Below are 15,607 nucleotides of genomic sequence, written 5' to 3'. Positions count from 1 at the left end.
CCCGGCCCGTCCCCTCCCGTACTCGCGAAGGAACTGACGATGACGACCACTCTGCCGGGCGCGCTGCCGGGCGGCCGGGACGAGGCGTCCGCCTCCGGAGGCCCGCGGGCGAGCCTGCGAAGCACGGCACGCAGGACGGTGCGCAGGACGCTGCGCGGGCCCGAGCACGACCCGCCGTGGGCGCGGCCCGCGCTGCTGGGGTTGCTGGCCTGCACCGCCCTGCTTTACCTGTGGGGGCTGGGCGCCTCGGGCTGGGCCAACTCCTTCTACTCCGCCGCCGTGCAGGCGGGCGCGACGAGCTGGAAGGCGTTCTTCTTCGGCTCCTCCGATGCCGCCAACGCCATCACCGTCGACAAGACGCCGGGCGCGCTGTGGCCGATGGCGCTGGCGGCGCGGGTGTTCGGGGTCGGCCCCTGGAGCATCCTGGTGCCGCAGGCGCTGATGGGCGTGGCGACCGTCGGCACGGTGTACGCGACGGTCAAGCGGCGGTTCCCGGCCGGTGCGGCGCTGCTGGCGGGCGGGGTGCTGGCGCTGACGCCGGTCGCGACGCTGATGTTCCGCTTCAACAACCCCGACGCGCTGCTGGTGCTGCTGCTGACGCTGGGCGCCTACGGTCTGGTGCGCGCGCAGGAGGGGGCGAGCACCCGCTGGCTGGTGTTCGCGGCCTGCTGCGTGGGGTCGGGGTTCCTGGCCAAGATGCTGCAGGCGTTCCTGGTGGTCCCGGTGTTCGCGCTGGTGTACCTGGTCGCGGCGCCGGGGCCGGTGCGGCGCAGGCTGTGGCAGCTCGTGGCGGCCGGGGCGGCGCTGGTGGTCTCGGCGGGCTGGTGGGTCGCGGTGGTGGCGCTGGTGCCGGCCTCGTCCCGCCCGTACATCGGCGGGTCGCAGGGCAACAGCGTGCTGGAGCTGGCGCTGGGCTACAACGGCCTGGGGCGGCTGAACGGCGACGAGGTCGGCGGTCTGGGCAACCTCGACCAGGACGCGGGGCCGCTGCGGATGTTCGGCGCGGTCATCGGCGGCCAGATCTCCTGGCTGCTGCCCGCGGCGCTCGTGCTGCCGGCGGCGGGTCTGTGGCTGACGCGGCGGGCCCCGCGCACCGATCCGGTCCGGGCGGCGCTGGTGCTGTGGGGCGGCTGGCTGCTGCTCACCGCCGTGATCTTCAGTTTCATGCGGGGGATCTTCCACGAGTACTACACGGTGGCGCTGGCCCCGCCGATCGCGGCGCTGGTGGGGATGGGCGCGGCGCTGCTGTGGGAGCGGCGCCGCGGCCTGGCCGCGTCGGCGGCGCTGGCGGGCGTGGTGCTGGTGACGGCGGTCTGGGCGTACGTGCTGCTGGGGCGTACCGGGGACTGGTATCCGGGGCTGGCCCCGATCGTGCTGGCGTCCGGGGTGGTGAGCGCGGGCGCGCTGCTGGGCGCCGGTCGCCTGCCGCGTTCGCCGGCGGCGGGTGCCGCGGTGGCGGCGGTGGTGTGCGGGCTCGCCGGGCCCGCGGCGTACGCGCTGGAGACCGCCGCGACCCCGCATACCGGTGCGATCGTCACGGCGGGTCCGTCGACGGGGTTCGGACCGGGTGGAGGGCGCGGGCCCGTGAACGTGCGGAGGCCCGGCGGCAACGGGGCGGGCGGCCGGTTCGCCGGGCCGCCGCCGGGAGGGATGGGCCAGGGCGGCATGCCGTTCCCGGGCTCCCGTCCGGGGCGCGGAGGGGGAATGCCCGGCGGCCCGGGAGGGGCCGGTGGTACGGGCGGGCTGCTGAACGCGGCCAAGCCCGCGGCCGAGGTGACCGCGATGCTCAACGCCGGCGCGGCGTCCTACACCTGGGTGGCGGCGGCGGTCGGCTCCAACAGCGCCTCGGGCTACCAGCTGGCCACGGGGAGGCCGGTGATGGCGGTCGGCGGATTCAACGGGACCGATCCGGCGCCGACGCTGGAGCGGTTCCAGGCGCTGGTGGCCGCCCGGAAGATCCACTACTTCGTGGGCGGCGGCTCGATGGGGATGATGAGGCGCGCCGAGAGCGGCAGCGACGCCGCCCAGCGGATCGCGGAGTGGGTGCAGCGCAGCTTCACCGCCGTCACGGTCGGCGGGACCACCCTCTACGACCTGACCGCCCCGTCCTCGTGATCGGGCCGGGCGTGAGGTAGAACTCGGAGGGAAGGGACCACGGGAAGGCACCACGAGCGAACAGCGCGAGCAAGCAGCGCGAGCGAAAGGGACGGAAACGATGGCAGAACTGCTCGACGACGCCGCGATCACCGCCCGTCTCAAGGACCTGCCCAACTGGACGCGGGACGGCGAGGAGATCCGCCGCCGGGTGAAGGCGCCGTCGTTCATGGCGGGGATCGAGCTGGTGACGGAGGTCGCCCGGGCCGCCGAGCAGGCCGATCACCATCCCGACATCGACATCCGCTGGCGGACGCTGACCTTCGCCCTGTCCACCCACAGCGCGGGCGGGCTGACCAGCCGGGACTTCGATCTGGCGGCGCGGATCGACGCGATCGCGTCCCGGCACGACGCCGCGTAGGGCCGGGCGGCGCGTCCGGTGGCGGTGCAGGTGGCGGTGTGCGGGCCGGGCGAGTGCACCGGGCGGGAGCGGGCGGAGGCGCGCGAGGTCGGCCGGCTGCTGGCCGGGCGGGGCGCGGTGGTGGTCTGCGGCGGCTACGGCGGGGTGATGGCCGCGGTGGCGGCCGGTGCCCGGTCGGCCGGCGGTGTGGTGGTGGGCGTGCTGTCGGGCGCCGACCGGGCCGGGGCCGCTCCCGATCTGACCGTGGCGCTGCCGACCGGGCTGGGGCAGGCCCGCAACGCGCTGATCGTGAACGCGGCGGACGCGGTGATCGTGGTCGGCGGGTCGTGGGGGACGCTGTCGGAGCTGGCGATGGCGATGCGCCGCGGCCGGGTCCCCGTCGTCCAGCTCGGGGGCTGGCGGGTGGTGGACGGGGACGGCCGGCCGCTCGCGGGCGTCCGGTACGCGGCCGATCCGGCCGAGGCGGTCCGCCTGACCGGCCTGTGGGACTGACCGGCCTGTGGGCTGGGCCGGGCGCCGGGCCCGGGCGGGCCCGGCGGATCGGTGGCGCGGCGGGTCAGCGGGTGCGGCGGCGGAACAGCACCCCCGAGAGCGCGGCGGCGACCAGCAGGATCCCGGCGCACCAGGCCAGTGCGGTCCAGGGCCGGTCGCCAACGGGCTGGCCGAGCAGCAGTCCGCGCACGCTCTCGATGATGGGGGTGGCGGGCTGGTTGCGGGCGAAGCCGTGCATCCAGTCCGGCATCGTCTCGATCGGGACGAACGCGCTGCTGGGGTAGGGCAGGAACAGTACGAAGAAGGTGAAGCCGCTGGCCGCCTCTGGGGTGCGGGCCAGGAGCCCGACGGTCGCGGAGATCGCCGACATGGCCACGATGAAGGCGGTGAGCAGGGCGAAGGTCGCCAGCCAGGCGGCGGGTCCGGCGCCCGGCCGGAAGCCGATGGCGAACGCGACGGAGAAGACCATGACGACCGAGAACAGGTTGCGCAGCGCGCTGGCGGTGACGTGGCCCGACAGCAGCGTCCGGCCGCCGATGTCCATGGAGCGGAACCGGTCGACGATGCCCTCCTGCAGGTCGGAGGCGACCATCACGGCCGTCATGGAGGCGCCGTAGGAGGCGCACATGACCAGCACGCCGGGCACGGCGTAGGTGACGTACTCGGGCGTTCCGGACTGGATGGCGCCGCCGAACAGGTAGACGAACAGCAGCAGCACCATGACGGGCAGCAGGACGGCGGTGAGCAGCGAGTCCAGGTTGCGGATGGTCAGGCGCAGGCTGCGGCCGGCCAGGACGGGCCAGGCGGCGAGTTCAGACAACGGTGGCCTCCTTGCCGGCGCCGGTGCTCGCGGCGTCCTGCTCGTCCGGGTGGTTCGGGTCGGTCGGGCCGCCGTCCGGGCCGGGGGTGCTGGTGGCGGTGCGGCCGGTGAGGGCCAGGAAGACGTCGTCGAGGGTGGTGTCGTGGACGGCGAAGCGTTCCACGTCCGTGCCGGCGGGGTCGAGTTCGTCGAGCAGGGCGCGCACGTGCGCGGCCGTGCCGTCGCTGGCGACTCCGACGGTGAGCCGGGCGGGGTCGCGGTGCGCGACGCGCGGCCCGAGGGCGGCGGCCAGCGCGTCGAACGCGCTCGGCCCGGTGGCGACCAGGTCGAGGCGCTGCTCCGCGACGCGGTTCTTGAGTTCGGCGGCGGTGCCCTCGGCGACGATGCGGCCGGCGTCCATCAGCGCGATGCGGTCGGCGAGCCGGTCGGCCTCCTCCAGGTACTGGGTGGTGAGGAAGACGGTGACGCCGCCGGCGGTGAGGTCGGTGACCACGTCCCACATGGCGCGCCTGCTGCGCGGGTCCAGGCCGGTGGTGGGCTCGTCCAGGAAGAGCACGGCGGGTTCGGTGACCAGGCCGGCGGCCAGGTCGAGGCGGCGGCGCATGCCGCCGGAGTAGGTGCCGACGCGGCGCCCGGCGGCCTCGGTGAGGTCGAAGCGCTCCAGCAGTTCGGCGGCGCGGCGGCGGGCCTGGGCGCGTGAGAGGCGGCGCAGCCGTCCCATCATGCGCAGGTTCTCCTCGCCGGTCTGCAGCTCGTCGACGGCGGCGTACTGGCCGGTGAGGCTGATGGCGCGGCGCACCCGCCTGCGCTGGGCGACGACGTCCAGGCCGGCGACGCGGGCGGTGCCGCCGTCGGGCGGGGTGAGAGTGGACAGGATCCGCACGGTGGTGGTCTTGCCCGCGCCGTTGGGGCCCAGCAGCGCGTACACGCTGCCCCGGGTGACGTGCAGGTCGATGCCGTCCAGGACGGTCATCGAGCCGTAGGACTTGCGCAGCCCGGTCGTCTCGACGGCGGTCTGGGCTGGTGGTTCGCTCATGGGCGGCCTTCCGTGTATGGCGTACGCTTTATTGTGTATGGGCTACGCGGTACTGCGTAGGGTATACACGCACAGGTGGGCGCGGTCAACTCCGATCCGAAGGACGCGATGGGCGAGGACAACGGCGCAGGGCTGCCGGAGGGCATCGAACTGGCCTGGGGGCTGCGGGAGCGTCCCGGCAAGGGGCCCAAGCGCGCGCTCACGCTGAAGGGGATCATCGACGCGGCGGTGCGGATCGGCTCGGCCGAGGGCCTGGAGGCGGTCTCCATGAGCCGGGTCGCGGCGGAGGTCGGCGTGTCGACGATGGCGCTCTACCGGTACGTGCCGTCCAAGAACGACCTGCTCGCGCTGATGACCGACGAGGTCTTGGGCGCCCCGCCGCCGCTGCCGGACCCCGAGGCGGGCTGGCGCGAGGCGCTGTCGGCCTGGGTGCGGGCGCTGCGCGAGGCGCTGGGGCGCTACCCGTGGTTGCTGCGCGCGCCGATCACCGGCCCGCCGATCATGCCCAACAACGTGCGGTGGATGGAGGCCGGGCTGGGCGCCATGCGCGGCATGGGCCTGCCCCCGGGGCCGCGGATCTCGCTGCTGATCCTGCTGAGCAACTTCGTCCGGTCGGAGGTCTCGCTGTTCCACGACCTGCAGTCGTCGTTCCAGGCGGCGAGCACCACCGAGGCGGAGGTCATCGGCGACTACGGCGCGATGCTCACACGGCTCGCCGACCCCGGGCACTTCCCGGAGCTTCGCGCGATCGTCGCGGAGGGGGTGTTCTTCGAGGGGGTGGGAGGGCCCGACGAGGACTTCGTCTTCGGCCTGGAGATCCTGATGGACGGCCTGGAGGCGCTGGTGCGCCGCTGCGGAGGCGGGGGTTAGTGGACCGACAGCCCGCCGTCGACGAACAGCGCCTGCCCGGTGATGTAGCCGGAGGCCGCACCGGCCAGGAACACCGCCGCGCCCGCGAAGTCCTCGGCCAGCCCGTTGCGTCCGACCATGGTGCGGGCGGCCAGCGCGGCGACCGTCTCCGGGTCGTCGGAGAGCCGGGCGTTGAGCGGGGTCATGACGAAGCCTGGCACCAGGGCGTTGCAGGTGACGCCGTGGGGCGACCACGCCTCGGCCTGGGAGCGGGCCAGCGCGGCCAGGCCCGCCTTGGACACCCCGTACGCGCCGCTCTGCACGAACGCCCGGTAGGCCTGCTGTGAGGTGATGTGGATGATCCTGCCGAAGCCGCGCTCGGCCATGCCCGGCCCGAACCGCTGCCCGAGCAGGTAGGGGGCCTGCAGGTTGACCGCCATGGTGGTGTCCCAGACGTCCTGGCCGAGCTCGCCCATCGGGGGCCGCAGGTTGACCGCGGCGGAGTTGACCAGGATGTCGGGCTCGCCGAAGACGCCGGCCGCCTCCTCGGCCGCCCGGGCCACCCCCTCCCGGGTGCCCAGGTCGGCGCTGACCCAGGCGGCACGGCAGCCGTGCGACTCCAGGTCGCGGACGGTCGCGGCCAGCTCGGCCTCCCGCCGCGCGACGATCACGACGCCGGCGCCCGCCCGGGCCAGGGCCTCGGCGATGGCCCGGCCGATCCCCGAGCTTCCCCCGGTGACGAGGGCGACCCTTCCCTCCAGGGAGAACAGCCGCGCCAGGTAGGCGGACGAGGCGGACGACGGGGACGAGGCCGGCGGCGGGGAGGGCGCGGTCATGGCCCCGACCCTAGCCGTCCGCGCCCGCGTGATCGGCGCCGTCGCCGTGCCCGCTCCCGCGCGCGTCCGGCTCCGGCGTCGGGTCGGGATCGCCGTCATCGCCGTCATCGTCGTCGCGGTGGCGGTCGCGCCAGACGATGACGGCGATCACGGCGACGACGACGAACGTCGGGACGAAGAACGGGACGGCGCTGACCAGCGGGTGCGTGGCCAGCACGCCGCTCGCGCCGCTCACGCCGCCGGTCATGCGCCGGCCCGTTCCCGTGTCCCGGGGGAGCGCGGCGCGGGCGGCTCGGGCCGCAGCGACCGGGAGACGCGGGCCACGCCCCAGCCCAGCGAGAGGATGAGCGCGAGGGTGCAGGCGAGCACGACCGAGGAGCAGGCCAGCCAGAGCCAGCCGGGCACGCCGGTCTTCAGCTCGCGCTGCAGGATCGTCCGTTCGCTCTGGGCGGGGCGGTCGAAGGACTGCGGGGCGGGCAGCGCGCGGGCGCCGATGGCGGGGTCGGCGGGCATGTAGAGGGGGACGCCCGCCATCGAGCGGCCGTCGTGCAGCCGGATCAGGGTCTTCCACTGGCCGTGCAGTGGCATGGGGGCGCTGGTGCGGTAGACGCCGCCGCCCTCGCTGACCAGGGGCTCGACGTGCAGGCCCTCGCCCTGCCAGCCGGTGATGACCGCCCACGCGGGTCCGTCGGCGGCGCGGGGCGGGGAGAGGACGATGCGGGCGTGCGCGGTGCGGTCGGCGGCGGTGCCCTGCACGGCGGTGAGTTCGACCTGGGCCCGCACGTTCTGGGGGACGTCGATGACCAGTCCGTTGGCGACGGCCGCCGCGACGCCCACGAGGGAGGCGGCGAACGCGGTCCGCGACACCGCGGGCCGGGGCAGCCGTCCTTCCAGTCCCTCGGCCAGCATCGCCCCGCACAGGCCGCCGGCGACGCCGCCGGCCACGGCCATGATCATGCCCTCGGCGAGGATGTCGCCCGTCCAGGGCAGGCGGAAGGCGGCCTGGCTCCAGGCGTACTCCCCGGCGAACCCGGCGGTGCCGATCAGCACGCCGCTCACCGCGCCGAGCGCGAGCGGGCGGCGGGCCAGGGCGAGTGCGGCCAGCTCGACGCACAGCGCCTCGGCGAAGTAGAGCGGGACCGAGGCGAGCAGTTCCCCGATCACCGCGGGGCCGACCAGCACCGACACCCCGCCGCGGATCAGCATGTAGAACAGCACCGCGAAGATCGCGCCGCCCCGGCCGACCCACAGCCGCGCGGCGACCAGCGCGCACCCGGCGGCCAGCGCGATCAGCAGCGGCTGGTGGACGAGCCGGAACTGCGGGACGCCGAAGTCGTACTCGGCCTGGAACACCGACAGCCCGATCAGCAGGCCGCCCGCGTGCATACCGCGCCGCACGTACCGGGCGGCGCCGGAGGGCTGGTCGGCGGCGGGGCCGCGCCAGGCGCGGCGGCCCTCGCGTTCCAGGATCATCATGGCGACCAGCGACAGTCCGGCGCCGCCGATGAGCATCAGGTGGGTGGGGCCCCACAGGGTGACGTCCTGGCCGAAGACGCGGTGCCACAGGTCGTCGAGGGGGAAGCCGAGCAGGGCGTAGAACCCGGCCCCGGCCAGCAGGACGCCGCCGGCGGGGGCGTACCAGTCACGGGTGATCCGGACGGCGGCGCGGCCGGGGCGCTCGCCGCGGGGCAGCACCATCGCCAGCACTCCGGCGGTGAAGATCCCGAACAGGCCGATGAGGATGGGGTAGTGGGCGATGTTGGCCAGCGGGCCCTCGTCCCGGCCGTGCGAGATGTGCAGGGAGATGTCCCAGTACATCCCGAGCAGGGCGGTGACCAGCGACAGCAGTGACACGGTGGCGGGCAGCGCGGCCCAGCCGGGCAGGCCCCGGCCCACGCCGCGCTCGGACAGGGCGGCCAGCCGGGTGAGGAGCGTGATCCGCCCGGTGCGGTGCCCCCAGCCCAGGACGAGCAGGGCGGCGGTGAGCAGCGCGGCCCCGCCGGAGGCGATGAGGATCTGGTCGAGCGCCGCTCCGCCGGCGGGCTTGGCCTCCTCGCGGAGGGCCTGGACGGGGGCGGCGGCGAGCCACAGCGCGCGGCCGTCCCCGCCGGTGTACGTCGCTCGATCCCACACGGATGCTCCTCCTGCCGTCCTACGGTCCTGCGGTCGGAAGCGGTGTGGACCGCCCCTGGCCGGAGTATGTCATCTTTGAATGTGTCATTGTCTAGTGTCACGTTTTGTGGTGTGAAACACCCGGCCGGGAGGAGAGGCATGAGGGCGGCTGTGCGACGGGTACTGGTGGCCGCGGTGGCCGCGGCGACGTTGCCGGGGGCCGCCGCGGCATGCGGCGAGCCCGCCGGGACCGGCTCGAGCCCCGCGGCGTCGCCGACGGCCGGCCGGTCCACCGCGAGCGCGAGTCCCGCCGAGGTCACGCGGATCGCGGTCACCGTGGCGGACGGGAAGGCCCGCACCGCCTCGGGCCGGGTGAAGGTCCGCCGCGGCGCCACCGTGGAGATCACCGTGACCAGCGACGCCGCCGAGGAGTTCCACGTGCACGGCTACGACCGCACGCTGGCGCTGCGGCCGGGCCGGGCGGGCACGCTGCGGCTGGTCGCCGACACGCCGGGGGTGTTCGAGGCCGAGCTGCACCATTCCGGCGCCCGCGCGTTCGAACTGCAGGTGGGCTGACGCCGTGCCGGTACTGACGGAGGCGGCGACGCCGTCGGGGGCGGCGGGCCCCGCCCTGGTGGAGGGCGTGCTGGCGCACGGGCTGGGCGGGCGGACCGACCTCCCGCTGGACGCGGTGGCCGCGATCATCGGCGGCGGGACGGCGGTCGCCGCCTCCTTCCTGGTGCTGACGGTCGCCTGGAAGCGGCCGCGGCTGCGCTCGGACGGCGGGCGTCCCCTGCCGCCCGGTCCGGCGCGGGTCCTGGACTCGGCCGCCCTCGCCCGCGCCGGACGGGCGGCGGCGCTGGCGGCGGCGGTGTTCGTGGTGGCCGTCGCGCTGGGCGGGCCGCCCGGCGAGAAGGCCAACCTGGCGCCCTGGGCGCTGTACGTCACGTTCTGGGTCGGGCTCGTGCCCGCGAGCGTCCTGCTGGGGCCGGTGTGGAGGCGCGTCAACCCGCTCCGCACGCTGCACGCCGTCCTGTGCCGCCTCACCGGGACCGACCCGGTCGGCGGGCGCCGCACGCCGCCGGCCCGGCTGGGGTACTGGCCGGCGGCCTGCTGGCTGACGGCGTTCGTGTGGCTGGAGCTGGTGGCGCCCGGCCGTTCCGATCCCCGGCTGGTGGGGTGGCTGATCCTGGCGTACGCGGCGGTCAACCTGACCCTGGCGCAGGTGTACGGGCGGGAGTGGTTCACGCGCGGCGACGGGTTCGAGGTCTACTCCAGCCTGCTGGCGCGCATGGCCCCGCTGGGCCGCCGCGGTGACGGCGCGCTGGTGCTGCGCACACCCCTGACCGGGCTGGTGGGCGGCGCCGCCGAGCCGGGGCTGGTGGCGGTGGCGTGCGTGCTGATCGGCTCGACCGGGTTCGACGGCGTCACCCGCACCACCTTCTGGCGCGACAACGTCGACCCGGGCGGCGTGGCGGCCGGGTCGCTGGGGCTGGCGTGCTCCATCGGCGCGGTCGCCGCGCTGTACGTGGCGGCGATGCGCTTGAGCGCCGCGCTGACCGGGGAGCCGGAGGGGGCGGCCGTGCCGGGGCGCTTCGCCGCGACATTGCTGCCGATCGCGCTGGGCTACAGCCTCGCGCACTACTTCTCGTTCTTCGTGCTGGAGGGCCAGATGACGTTCATCCTGGCCAGCGACCCGTTCGGCGCCGGGTGGAACCTGCTGGGCTCGACCGGGCACCGCATCGACCACGACCTGGCCGGGCCGACGCTGACCGCGCAGGTGCAGGTGAACGCGATCGTGCTGGGGCATATCGCGGCGACCATCGCCGCCCACGACCTGGCGCTGCGGATCCGGCCGCGCGAACGCGCGCGGCCGGGTCAGGCGCCGGTGGCGGCGGTGATGGTCGCGCTGACGTGTGCGGGCCTGTTCGCGCTGCTCAGCGGTTGAGGTTCCGGGAAGGCGCGGTCTCCCGTTCCCCTTCCTGTTCCCCTTCCCGGTCCGTCTCGCCTTCGTCGTCCTTGCCCGTGTCGGATTCGCGCTCGCCGGGCTGCCCGCCCGCGGGGTCCTGAGCGGCGGCGGCGCGTTCGGCGGCCTTCTCGCGCTGCTTCTTGCGGCGCTGGTACTCCTGGACGGCGATGAACACGGCCGCCGTGATCGGGCCCCAGTACTTGGCGGTCTCCAGGATCGCCTGGACCCAGCCGGGCAGGGTGAGGTCCGGCCACGGGATCGAGGGCAGGTCGATGTCGGGCCACGGGATGCGGGGCCGCGGCAGGTCCGGCGGGTCGGGCAGGTTCACCTCGGGCAGGTCGATGTCGGGCTTGGGGATCCGGATGAGCGCGGCGATGCCCAGCAGCGGGAGGAGGACCTTGGCGACCGCGGCGGCGACGTGCCGCGAGGCGTACAGGCGGGGGTAGCGGCGGGCCAGGCGCTCGCGGCGGGCGGCGCGGCTGCCCTCGGGCGGGGTGAACCAGGTTTCGCCGGCGCGGGCGACCAGGTCCTTGACGTCCTGGACGTCCTTGACCTCCAGGTCGGTGGAGGCGGGCACGAGCGCGACCATGCCGAGGTGGCCGAGCCAGTCCCAGGTGGCCTTGACGGTGAGGTCGTCGTGGGTGAGTTTGGCGGCCTTCTTGCCGGAGACGTGCTCCTCGGCGACCTGCTCGCCGTCGACGAACATGCGGATCTCCCGCTTGGAGCCGCCCGGCGGGCTCTCCACCTCCAGTCGTCGCCCGTTGTGTTCGAGCACCCAGCGTTCCCGGGCGTTGGCGGCCATCGAAGTCGTCCCCCTGGTGCGGTGGCTGCGTACGGGCCCGTACGCGGGCCCTGTACGCAGCCTGCCCGGCGGCGGGCGGGGCGGGCATCAGCCCATGTGCGACCGTCGATAGACCAAAGTCGACTCTCGACCCGCCGGCCGGCCGGCGTCAGCCCCCGGCGGACGGGACGGCCTTGCGCAGGTGGGCGGCGGTGATGGAGTCGGGTGATTCCAGCAGGCGGGCGGGGGTGCCCTCGAACACGACGCGGCCGCCGTGCTCGCCGCCGCCGGGGCCGAGGTCGATGATCCAGTCGGCGCGGCGGATGACGTCCAGGTCGTGCTCGATGACGATCACGGTGTTGCCGGCGTCCACCAGCCGGTCCAGGAGGGCGACCAGGGTGTCGACGTCGGCCATGTGCAGGCCGGTGGTGGGTTCGTCCAGGACGTAGATCTGGCCGGTGCGGTGCAGCTGGTCGGCGAGCTTGATGCGCTGCCGTTCGCCGCCGGACAGGGAGCTGAGGGGCTGGCCGAGGGTGAGGTAGGTGAGGCCGACCTCGTTGAGCGTGCGGATCCTGGTGTGCAGGGTCTTCTCGGGGAAGAAGTCCAGGGCCTCCTCGGCGGTGAGGGCGAGCACGTCCACGATCGAGCGGCCGCGCAGCCGGTGCCGCAGGACCTCGGGGCGGTAGCGGGTGCCGTGGCATGCCTGGCAGAGGGTGGTGACGGGGTCCATGAAGGCCAGGTCGGTGAAGATGACGCCGTTGCCGTCGCAGTCGGGGCAGGCGCCCTTGGAGTTGTGGCTGAACAGACCGGGGTCGGCGCCGGTGGCCTTGGCGAACAGCCGCCGCAGCGGGTCCATGATCCCGATGTAGGTGGCGGGGCTGGAGCGCCGGGAGGTGCCGATGGCCGACTGGTCGACCACGATCGCCTCGGGGTGGGCGGCGGTGAACACCCGCGAGACCAGGGTGCTCTTGCCCGAGCCGGCCACGCCGGTGACGGCGGTGAGCACGCCGGCGGGGAAGCGCGCGGTGACGTCCTTGAGGTTGTGCAGGGCGGCGCCGGTCACGGTGAGCCAGCCGGACGGCTCGCGGAAGTCCGCCTTGACCGGTGCGGATCGGCGCAGGCAGCGCCCGGTGAGGGTGGCCGAGGCGCGCAGCTGCTCGACCGTTCCCTGGAACACCGCCTCGCCGCCGCGGGTGCCGGCGCCCGGGCCCATGTCGATGACGTGGTCGGCGACCTCGATCACGTCGGGGTCGTGCTCGACGACCAGCACGGTGTTGCCCTTGTCGCGCAGCTGGCGCAGCAGGTCGTTGAGGCGGCCGATGTCGCGGGGGTGCATGCCGGTGCTGGGCTCGTCGAAGATGTAGGTCATGCCGGTGAGGCTGGAGCCCAGGTGCCGGACGACCTTGAGCCGCTGGGCCTCGCCGCCGGAGAGGGTGGAGGTCTGCCGGTCCAGGCTCAGGTAGGACAGGCCGATCGCCTCCAGGCGCCGCAGGCGTTCGACGGCTGCCGCGGCGATGGGCCGTCCGACCGGGTCGCCGATCCCGGCGAGGGCGCCGATCAGGTCGCCGACCTCCAGGGCGCACAGGTCGGCGATGTTGCGGCCGCCGATGCGGCTGGCCAGGGCCTTGGCGTTGAGGCGGGCACCGACGCATTCGGGGCAGGTGCGCTCGGACACCACGCCGGCCGCGGCCTGCCGGCTGCGTTCGGACAGGGCGGACAGGTCGCGTTTGATGTAGAGGCGCTCGAAGCGTTCGACCAGGCCCTCGTAGGCGTTGTGGCCCATCGAGCCGGTGTGGTTGAGGCGCGGCACCCGGAAGCCCTTGCCGTACAGGAACAGGTCCCATTCCTCCCGGGTGTAGTCGCGCAGCGGCTTGCCGGGGTCGAACAGGCCGGATTCGGCGACCAACTGCCAGGGGTAGGTGCCGGTGGCGAAGGGCGGGAAGAGGATGGCGCCGTCGTCGAGCGACTTGGTGGTGTCCAGGAACTTGTCCAGGTCGACGCGGACGACGCGGCCGAGGCCGTCGCATTCGGGGCACATGCCCTGGGGGTCGTTGAAGGAGTAGACCGAGGAGTCGCCCGCGCTGGGCTCTCCGCACCGGGAGAACAGCACCCGGATGACCGAGTAGATGTCGGTCATGGTGCCGACGGTGGAGCGGGAGTTGCCGCCGATGGGCTTCTGGTCGACCACGATGGCGGGGGCGAGGTGGTCGATGACGTCGGCGTCGGGGCGCTCGTACTTGGGCAGCCGGTTGCGGATGAACCAGGTGAAGGTCTCGTTGAGCTGGCGCTGCGACTCCACGGCGACGGTGTCGAACACCACCGAGGACTTGCCCGAGCCCGACACCCCGGTGAAGACGACGATCTTCTCCTTGGGGATGCGCAGTGACAGGTCCCTGAGGTTGTTCTCGCGCGCGCCCTTGATCACGATGTGGTCGCGGTGCACGGCGGGGGCGTCGCTGGTCGGCGTCATGACCGTCACGCTAGGAGGCAAGCAGGTCAGGATCGGTCCTGTTTCGATCGCATACTGGTGGGCGTGACCGACACCTCGGCGCGGCTGCTCCAGCTGCTCTCGCTGTTGCAGGCCCGGCGCGAACAGACCGGCCCCGAACTGGCCGCGCGGCTGGGCGTGACCGTCCGCACCGTGCGCCGCGACGTGGAGCGGCTGCGCGGGCTGGGCTATCCGGTGCGCGCCGAGCTGGGCGCGCTGGGCGGGTACCGGCTGGAGGCGGGGACGGCGCTGCCGCCGCTGCTGCTGGACGACGAGGAGGCGGTGGCGATCGCGCTGGGACTGCGGGGCGCGGCGGCGGGCGGCGGCGTCGACGGGATCGAGGAGACCTCGGTGCGCGCGCTGGCCAAGCTGGAGCAGGTGCTGCCGGACCGGCTGCGGCGCCGGGTGGGGGCGCTGGCGACGGCCACGATGCCGATCGCGGCGCCGCCGGCGGGGCCGAGCGTGGCGCCCGAGACGCTGACGGTGCTGGCGGCGGCGTGCCGCGACCGGGAGCGGCTGCGGTTCGCCTACCGGGACAAGGGCGACGCCGAGAGCCGCCGGCTGGTGGAGCCCTACGGGCTGGTGTCGGCGGGGCGGCGCTGGTACCTGGTGGCGTGGGATCTGGGCCGGGGGGACTGGCGGACGTTCCGGGTCGACCGGCTGGAGGAGCCGCTGCCGACCGGGGTGCGCGGCGGGGAGCGGACGCTGCCGGCGCCGGACGCGGCGGCGTTCGTGAAGCGGTCGCTGGCGGCGGCGCGGCCCGTCCGGGAGGCCGTGCTGACGGTGCACGCCTCGGCGGCGGAGCTGGCCGACCGGTTCCGGGTGGCGGGGACGGAGCTGGAGCCGGTCGACGAGCGCACCTGCACGCTGCGCACCGCGGCCGACTCGCTGGAGTGGACGGCGCTGCGGATCGCGTTCCTGGAGATCGAGTTCACGGTGCGGGAGCCGCCGGAGCTGGCCGGGCGGCTGGGCGATCTGGGCCGCCGCCTGCAGCGCGCCGCCGAGCGTTCCGCGGAGCGCTCCGCCGCGTCCGAGGGGCCCGCCGGGGCTGATCAGGGGCGGGGCTGATCAGGGGCGGTGCGGGGCCAGGAGGCGGTCGAGGTCGGTGCGCAGGGCCTCCCGCAGGGTGCCGCCCTCGCCGGTCATCGCCCAGACGATCAGGACGCCGTTGTAGGCGACGTGGACCGAGCGGGCCAGTGCGGCGGTGCCGGTGCCGGGGGCCAGGCCGCCGGTCGCGGCGGCCTCCCGCAGCAGCGCGGTGATCTCCTCGCGGACGATGCCGAAGTGGACGGCGGCCGGCTCGCGGAACTCGGGGTCGGCGAGGTCGAGCTGGAGGAAGGCCAGGCTGTTGGCCATCTCCTCGGGGGTGCGCACGGTGGCGGCCATCGCGCCCAGCGCCGCGTGCAGGATCTCCAGCGGCGCGTCCCCCGGGGCGGCCTGGCGGCGGGCGTCCTCGAAGTAGCGGCGGACGCCCGGGCCTGCCTGCCGGGCCAGCGCCAGCAGCAGCCCGCGTTTGGAGCCGAAGCGCTGGACGATCGTGGCGGGGGCCAGCCCGGCCTCGGCGGCGACGGCGGCCAGGGTGAGGCGGCCGGGGCCCAGGCGTCCCAGCACGCGGGCCGCCGCGCGCAGGATCGCCTCGTCGCTGGTGGTACGGGGGCGCGCCACGGCCGGGCTCCTCACGGGGTTGGACCGGCAGGTTTGTGAATGCC

General features: G+C 74.7%; 15 protein-coding genes. 7 read left to right on the top strand and 8 right to left on the bottom strand.

Features of this window, described 5'->3' with window-relative positions:
- The first annotated feature begins 39 nt into the window (after positions 1 to 39).
- The 3 genes from ACZ466_RS49280 (at position 40) to ACZ466_RS49270 (ending at position 3,007) form a co-directional block, all read left to right on the top strand.
- On the top strand, positions 40 to 2,115 hold the full coding sequence (locus tag ACZ466_RS49280; protein WP_378287276.1) for an ArnT family glycosyltransferase: 2,076 nt from the start codon (positions 40 to 42) through the stop codon (positions 2,113 to 2,115).
- 100 nt (positions 2,116 to 2,215) lie between these two features.
- The gene (locus tag ACZ466_RS49275) at positions 2,216 to 2,515 is read left to right on the top strand and encodes a 4a-hydroxytetrahydrobiopterin dehydratase (RefSeq protein WP_378287275.1); all 300 of its coding nucleotides are present in this window, start codon (positions 2,216 to 2,218) and stop codon (positions 2,513 to 2,515) included.
- A gap of 18 nt (positions 2,516 to 2,533) precedes the next feature.
- Positions 2,534 to 3,007 carry a TIGR00725 family protein gene (locus ACZ466_RS49270; RefSeq protein WP_378287274.1) on the top strand — a complete coding sequence of 158 codons (474 nt, stop codon included), beginning with the start codon at positions 2,534 to 2,536 and terminating at the stop codon, positions 3,005 to 3,007.
- A 64-nt stretch (positions 3,008 to 3,071) separates the two neighbouring features.
- On the opposite strand, the gene ACZ466_RS49265 is transcribed toward ACZ466_RS49270, so the two are convergent.
- Together ACZ466_RS49265 and ACZ466_RS49260 are read right to left on the bottom strand one after the other, a co-directional pair.
- Positions 3,072 to 3,827, bottom strand: coding sequence for an ABC transporter permease (locus ACZ466_RS49265; RefSeq protein ID WP_378287272.1), 756 nt, complete (start codon positions 3,825 to 3,827; stop codon positions 3,072 to 3,074).
- Positions 3,820 to 4,863 carry an ATP-binding cassette domain-containing protein gene (locus ACZ466_RS49260; protein WP_378287271.1) on the bottom strand — a complete coding sequence of 348 codons (1,044 nt, stop codon included), beginning with the start codon at positions 4,861 to 4,863 and terminating at the stop codon, positions 3,820 to 3,822. The genes ACZ466_RS49265 and ACZ466_RS49260 overlap by 8 nt, the downstream gene beginning before the upstream one ends.
- Before the next feature lie 75 nt (positions 4,864 to 4,938).
- Here ACZ466_RS49260 and ACZ466_RS49255 point away from each other — a divergent pair, with 75 nt between their 5' ends.
- Positions 4,939 to 5,733: a TetR/AcrR family transcriptional regulator gene (locus ACZ466_RS49255; protein ID WP_378287270.1), complete on the top strand. Its 795-nt coding sequence runs from the start codon at positions 4,939 to 4,941 to the stop codon at positions 5,731 to 5,733.
- On the opposite strand, the gene ACZ466_RS49250 is transcribed toward ACZ466_RS49255, so the two are convergent.
- From ACZ466_RS49250 to ACZ466_RS49240, 3 genes are read right to left on the bottom strand one after another with little or no spacing between them, the layout of a single operon-like run.
- The gene (locus ACZ466_RS49250; RefSeq protein ID WP_378287269.1) at positions 5,730 to 6,548 is read right to left on the bottom strand and encodes an SDR family NAD(P)-dependent oxidoreductase; all 819 of its coding nucleotides are present in this window, start codon (positions 6,546 to 6,548) and stop codon (positions 5,730 to 5,732) included. The two genes, ACZ466_RS49255 and ACZ466_RS49250, sit on opposite strands and share 4 nt — an antisense overlap.
- Positions 6,549 to 6,558: 10 nt before the next feature.
- Positions 6,559 to 6,783 (bottom strand): hypothetical protein, encoded by a 225-nt coding sequence (locus ACZ466_RS49245; RefSeq protein WP_378287267.1) that lies wholly within the window; start codon positions 6,781 to 6,783, stop codon positions 6,559 to 6,561.
- A gap of 8 nt (positions 6,784 to 6,791) precedes the next feature.
- Positions 6,792 to 8,681, bottom strand: coding sequence for a hypothetical protein (locus ACZ466_RS49240; RefSeq protein ID WP_378287266.1), 1,890 nt, complete (start codon positions 8,679 to 8,681; stop codon positions 6,792 to 6,794).
- A gap of 138 nt (positions 8,682 to 8,819) precedes the next feature.
- On the opposite strand from ACZ466_RS49240, the gene ACZ466_RS49235 reads away from it, so the two are divergent.
- Together ACZ466_RS49235 and ACZ466_RS49230 are read left to right on the top strand one after the other, a co-directional pair.
- Positions 8,820 to 9,236: a cupredoxin domain-containing protein gene (locus tag ACZ466_RS49235; protein WP_378287265.1), complete on the top strand. Its 417-nt coding sequence runs from the start codon at positions 8,820 to 8,822 to the stop codon at positions 9,234 to 9,236.
- A gap of 4 nt (positions 9,237 to 9,240) precedes the next feature.
- Positions 9,241 to 10,608 carry a hypothetical protein gene (locus tag ACZ466_RS49230; RefSeq protein WP_378287264.1) on the top strand — a complete coding sequence of 456 codons (1,368 nt, stop codon included), beginning with the start codon at positions 9,241 to 9,243 and terminating at the stop codon, positions 10,606 to 10,608.
- Here ACZ466_RS49230 and ACZ466_RS49225 read toward each other — a convergent pair.
- Together ACZ466_RS49225 and ACZ466_RS49220 are read right to left on the bottom strand one after the other, a co-directional pair.
- Positions 10,598 to 11,431, bottom strand: a complete 834-nt coding sequence (locus ACZ466_RS49225) for a hypothetical protein (protein WP_378287263.1) — start codon at positions 11,429 to 11,431, stop codon at positions 10,598 to 10,600. The two genes, ACZ466_RS49230 and ACZ466_RS49225, sit on opposite strands and share 11 nt — an antisense overlap.
- A 148-nt stretch (positions 11,432 to 11,579) precedes the next feature.
- A complete protein-coding gene (locus tag ACZ466_RS49220) occupies positions 11,580 to 13,880 on the bottom strand; it encodes an ATP-binding cassette domain-containing protein (RefSeq protein ID WP_378287262.1) in 2,301 nt (766 codons plus the stop codon).
- 63 nt (positions 13,881 to 13,943) lie between these two features.
- Between ACZ466_RS49220 and ACZ466_RS49215 the strand changes: the two genes are divergently transcribed.
- Positions 13,944 to 14,966 carry a helix-turn-helix transcriptional regulator gene (locus ACZ466_RS49215; RefSeq protein ID WP_378287261.1) on the top strand — a complete coding sequence of 341 codons (1,023 nt, stop codon included), beginning with the start codon at positions 13,944 to 13,946 and terminating at the stop codon, positions 14,964 to 14,966.
- Here ACZ466_RS49215 and ACZ466_RS49210 read toward each other — a convergent pair whose 3' ends face one another.
- Positions 14,967 to 15,563: a TetR/AcrR family transcriptional regulator gene (locus tag ACZ466_RS49210; protein WP_378287260.1), complete on the bottom strand. Its 597-nt coding sequence runs from the start codon at positions 15,561 to 15,563 to the stop codon at positions 14,967 to 14,969.
- Positions 15,564 to 15,607 lie beyond the last annotated feature (44 nt).

The sequence above is a fragment of the Actinomadura rugatobispora genome (assembly GCF_055379765.1).
Note: the sequence above shows the minus strand (reverse complement) of the source record. Positions and strands in the feature narration are given on the sequence as shown.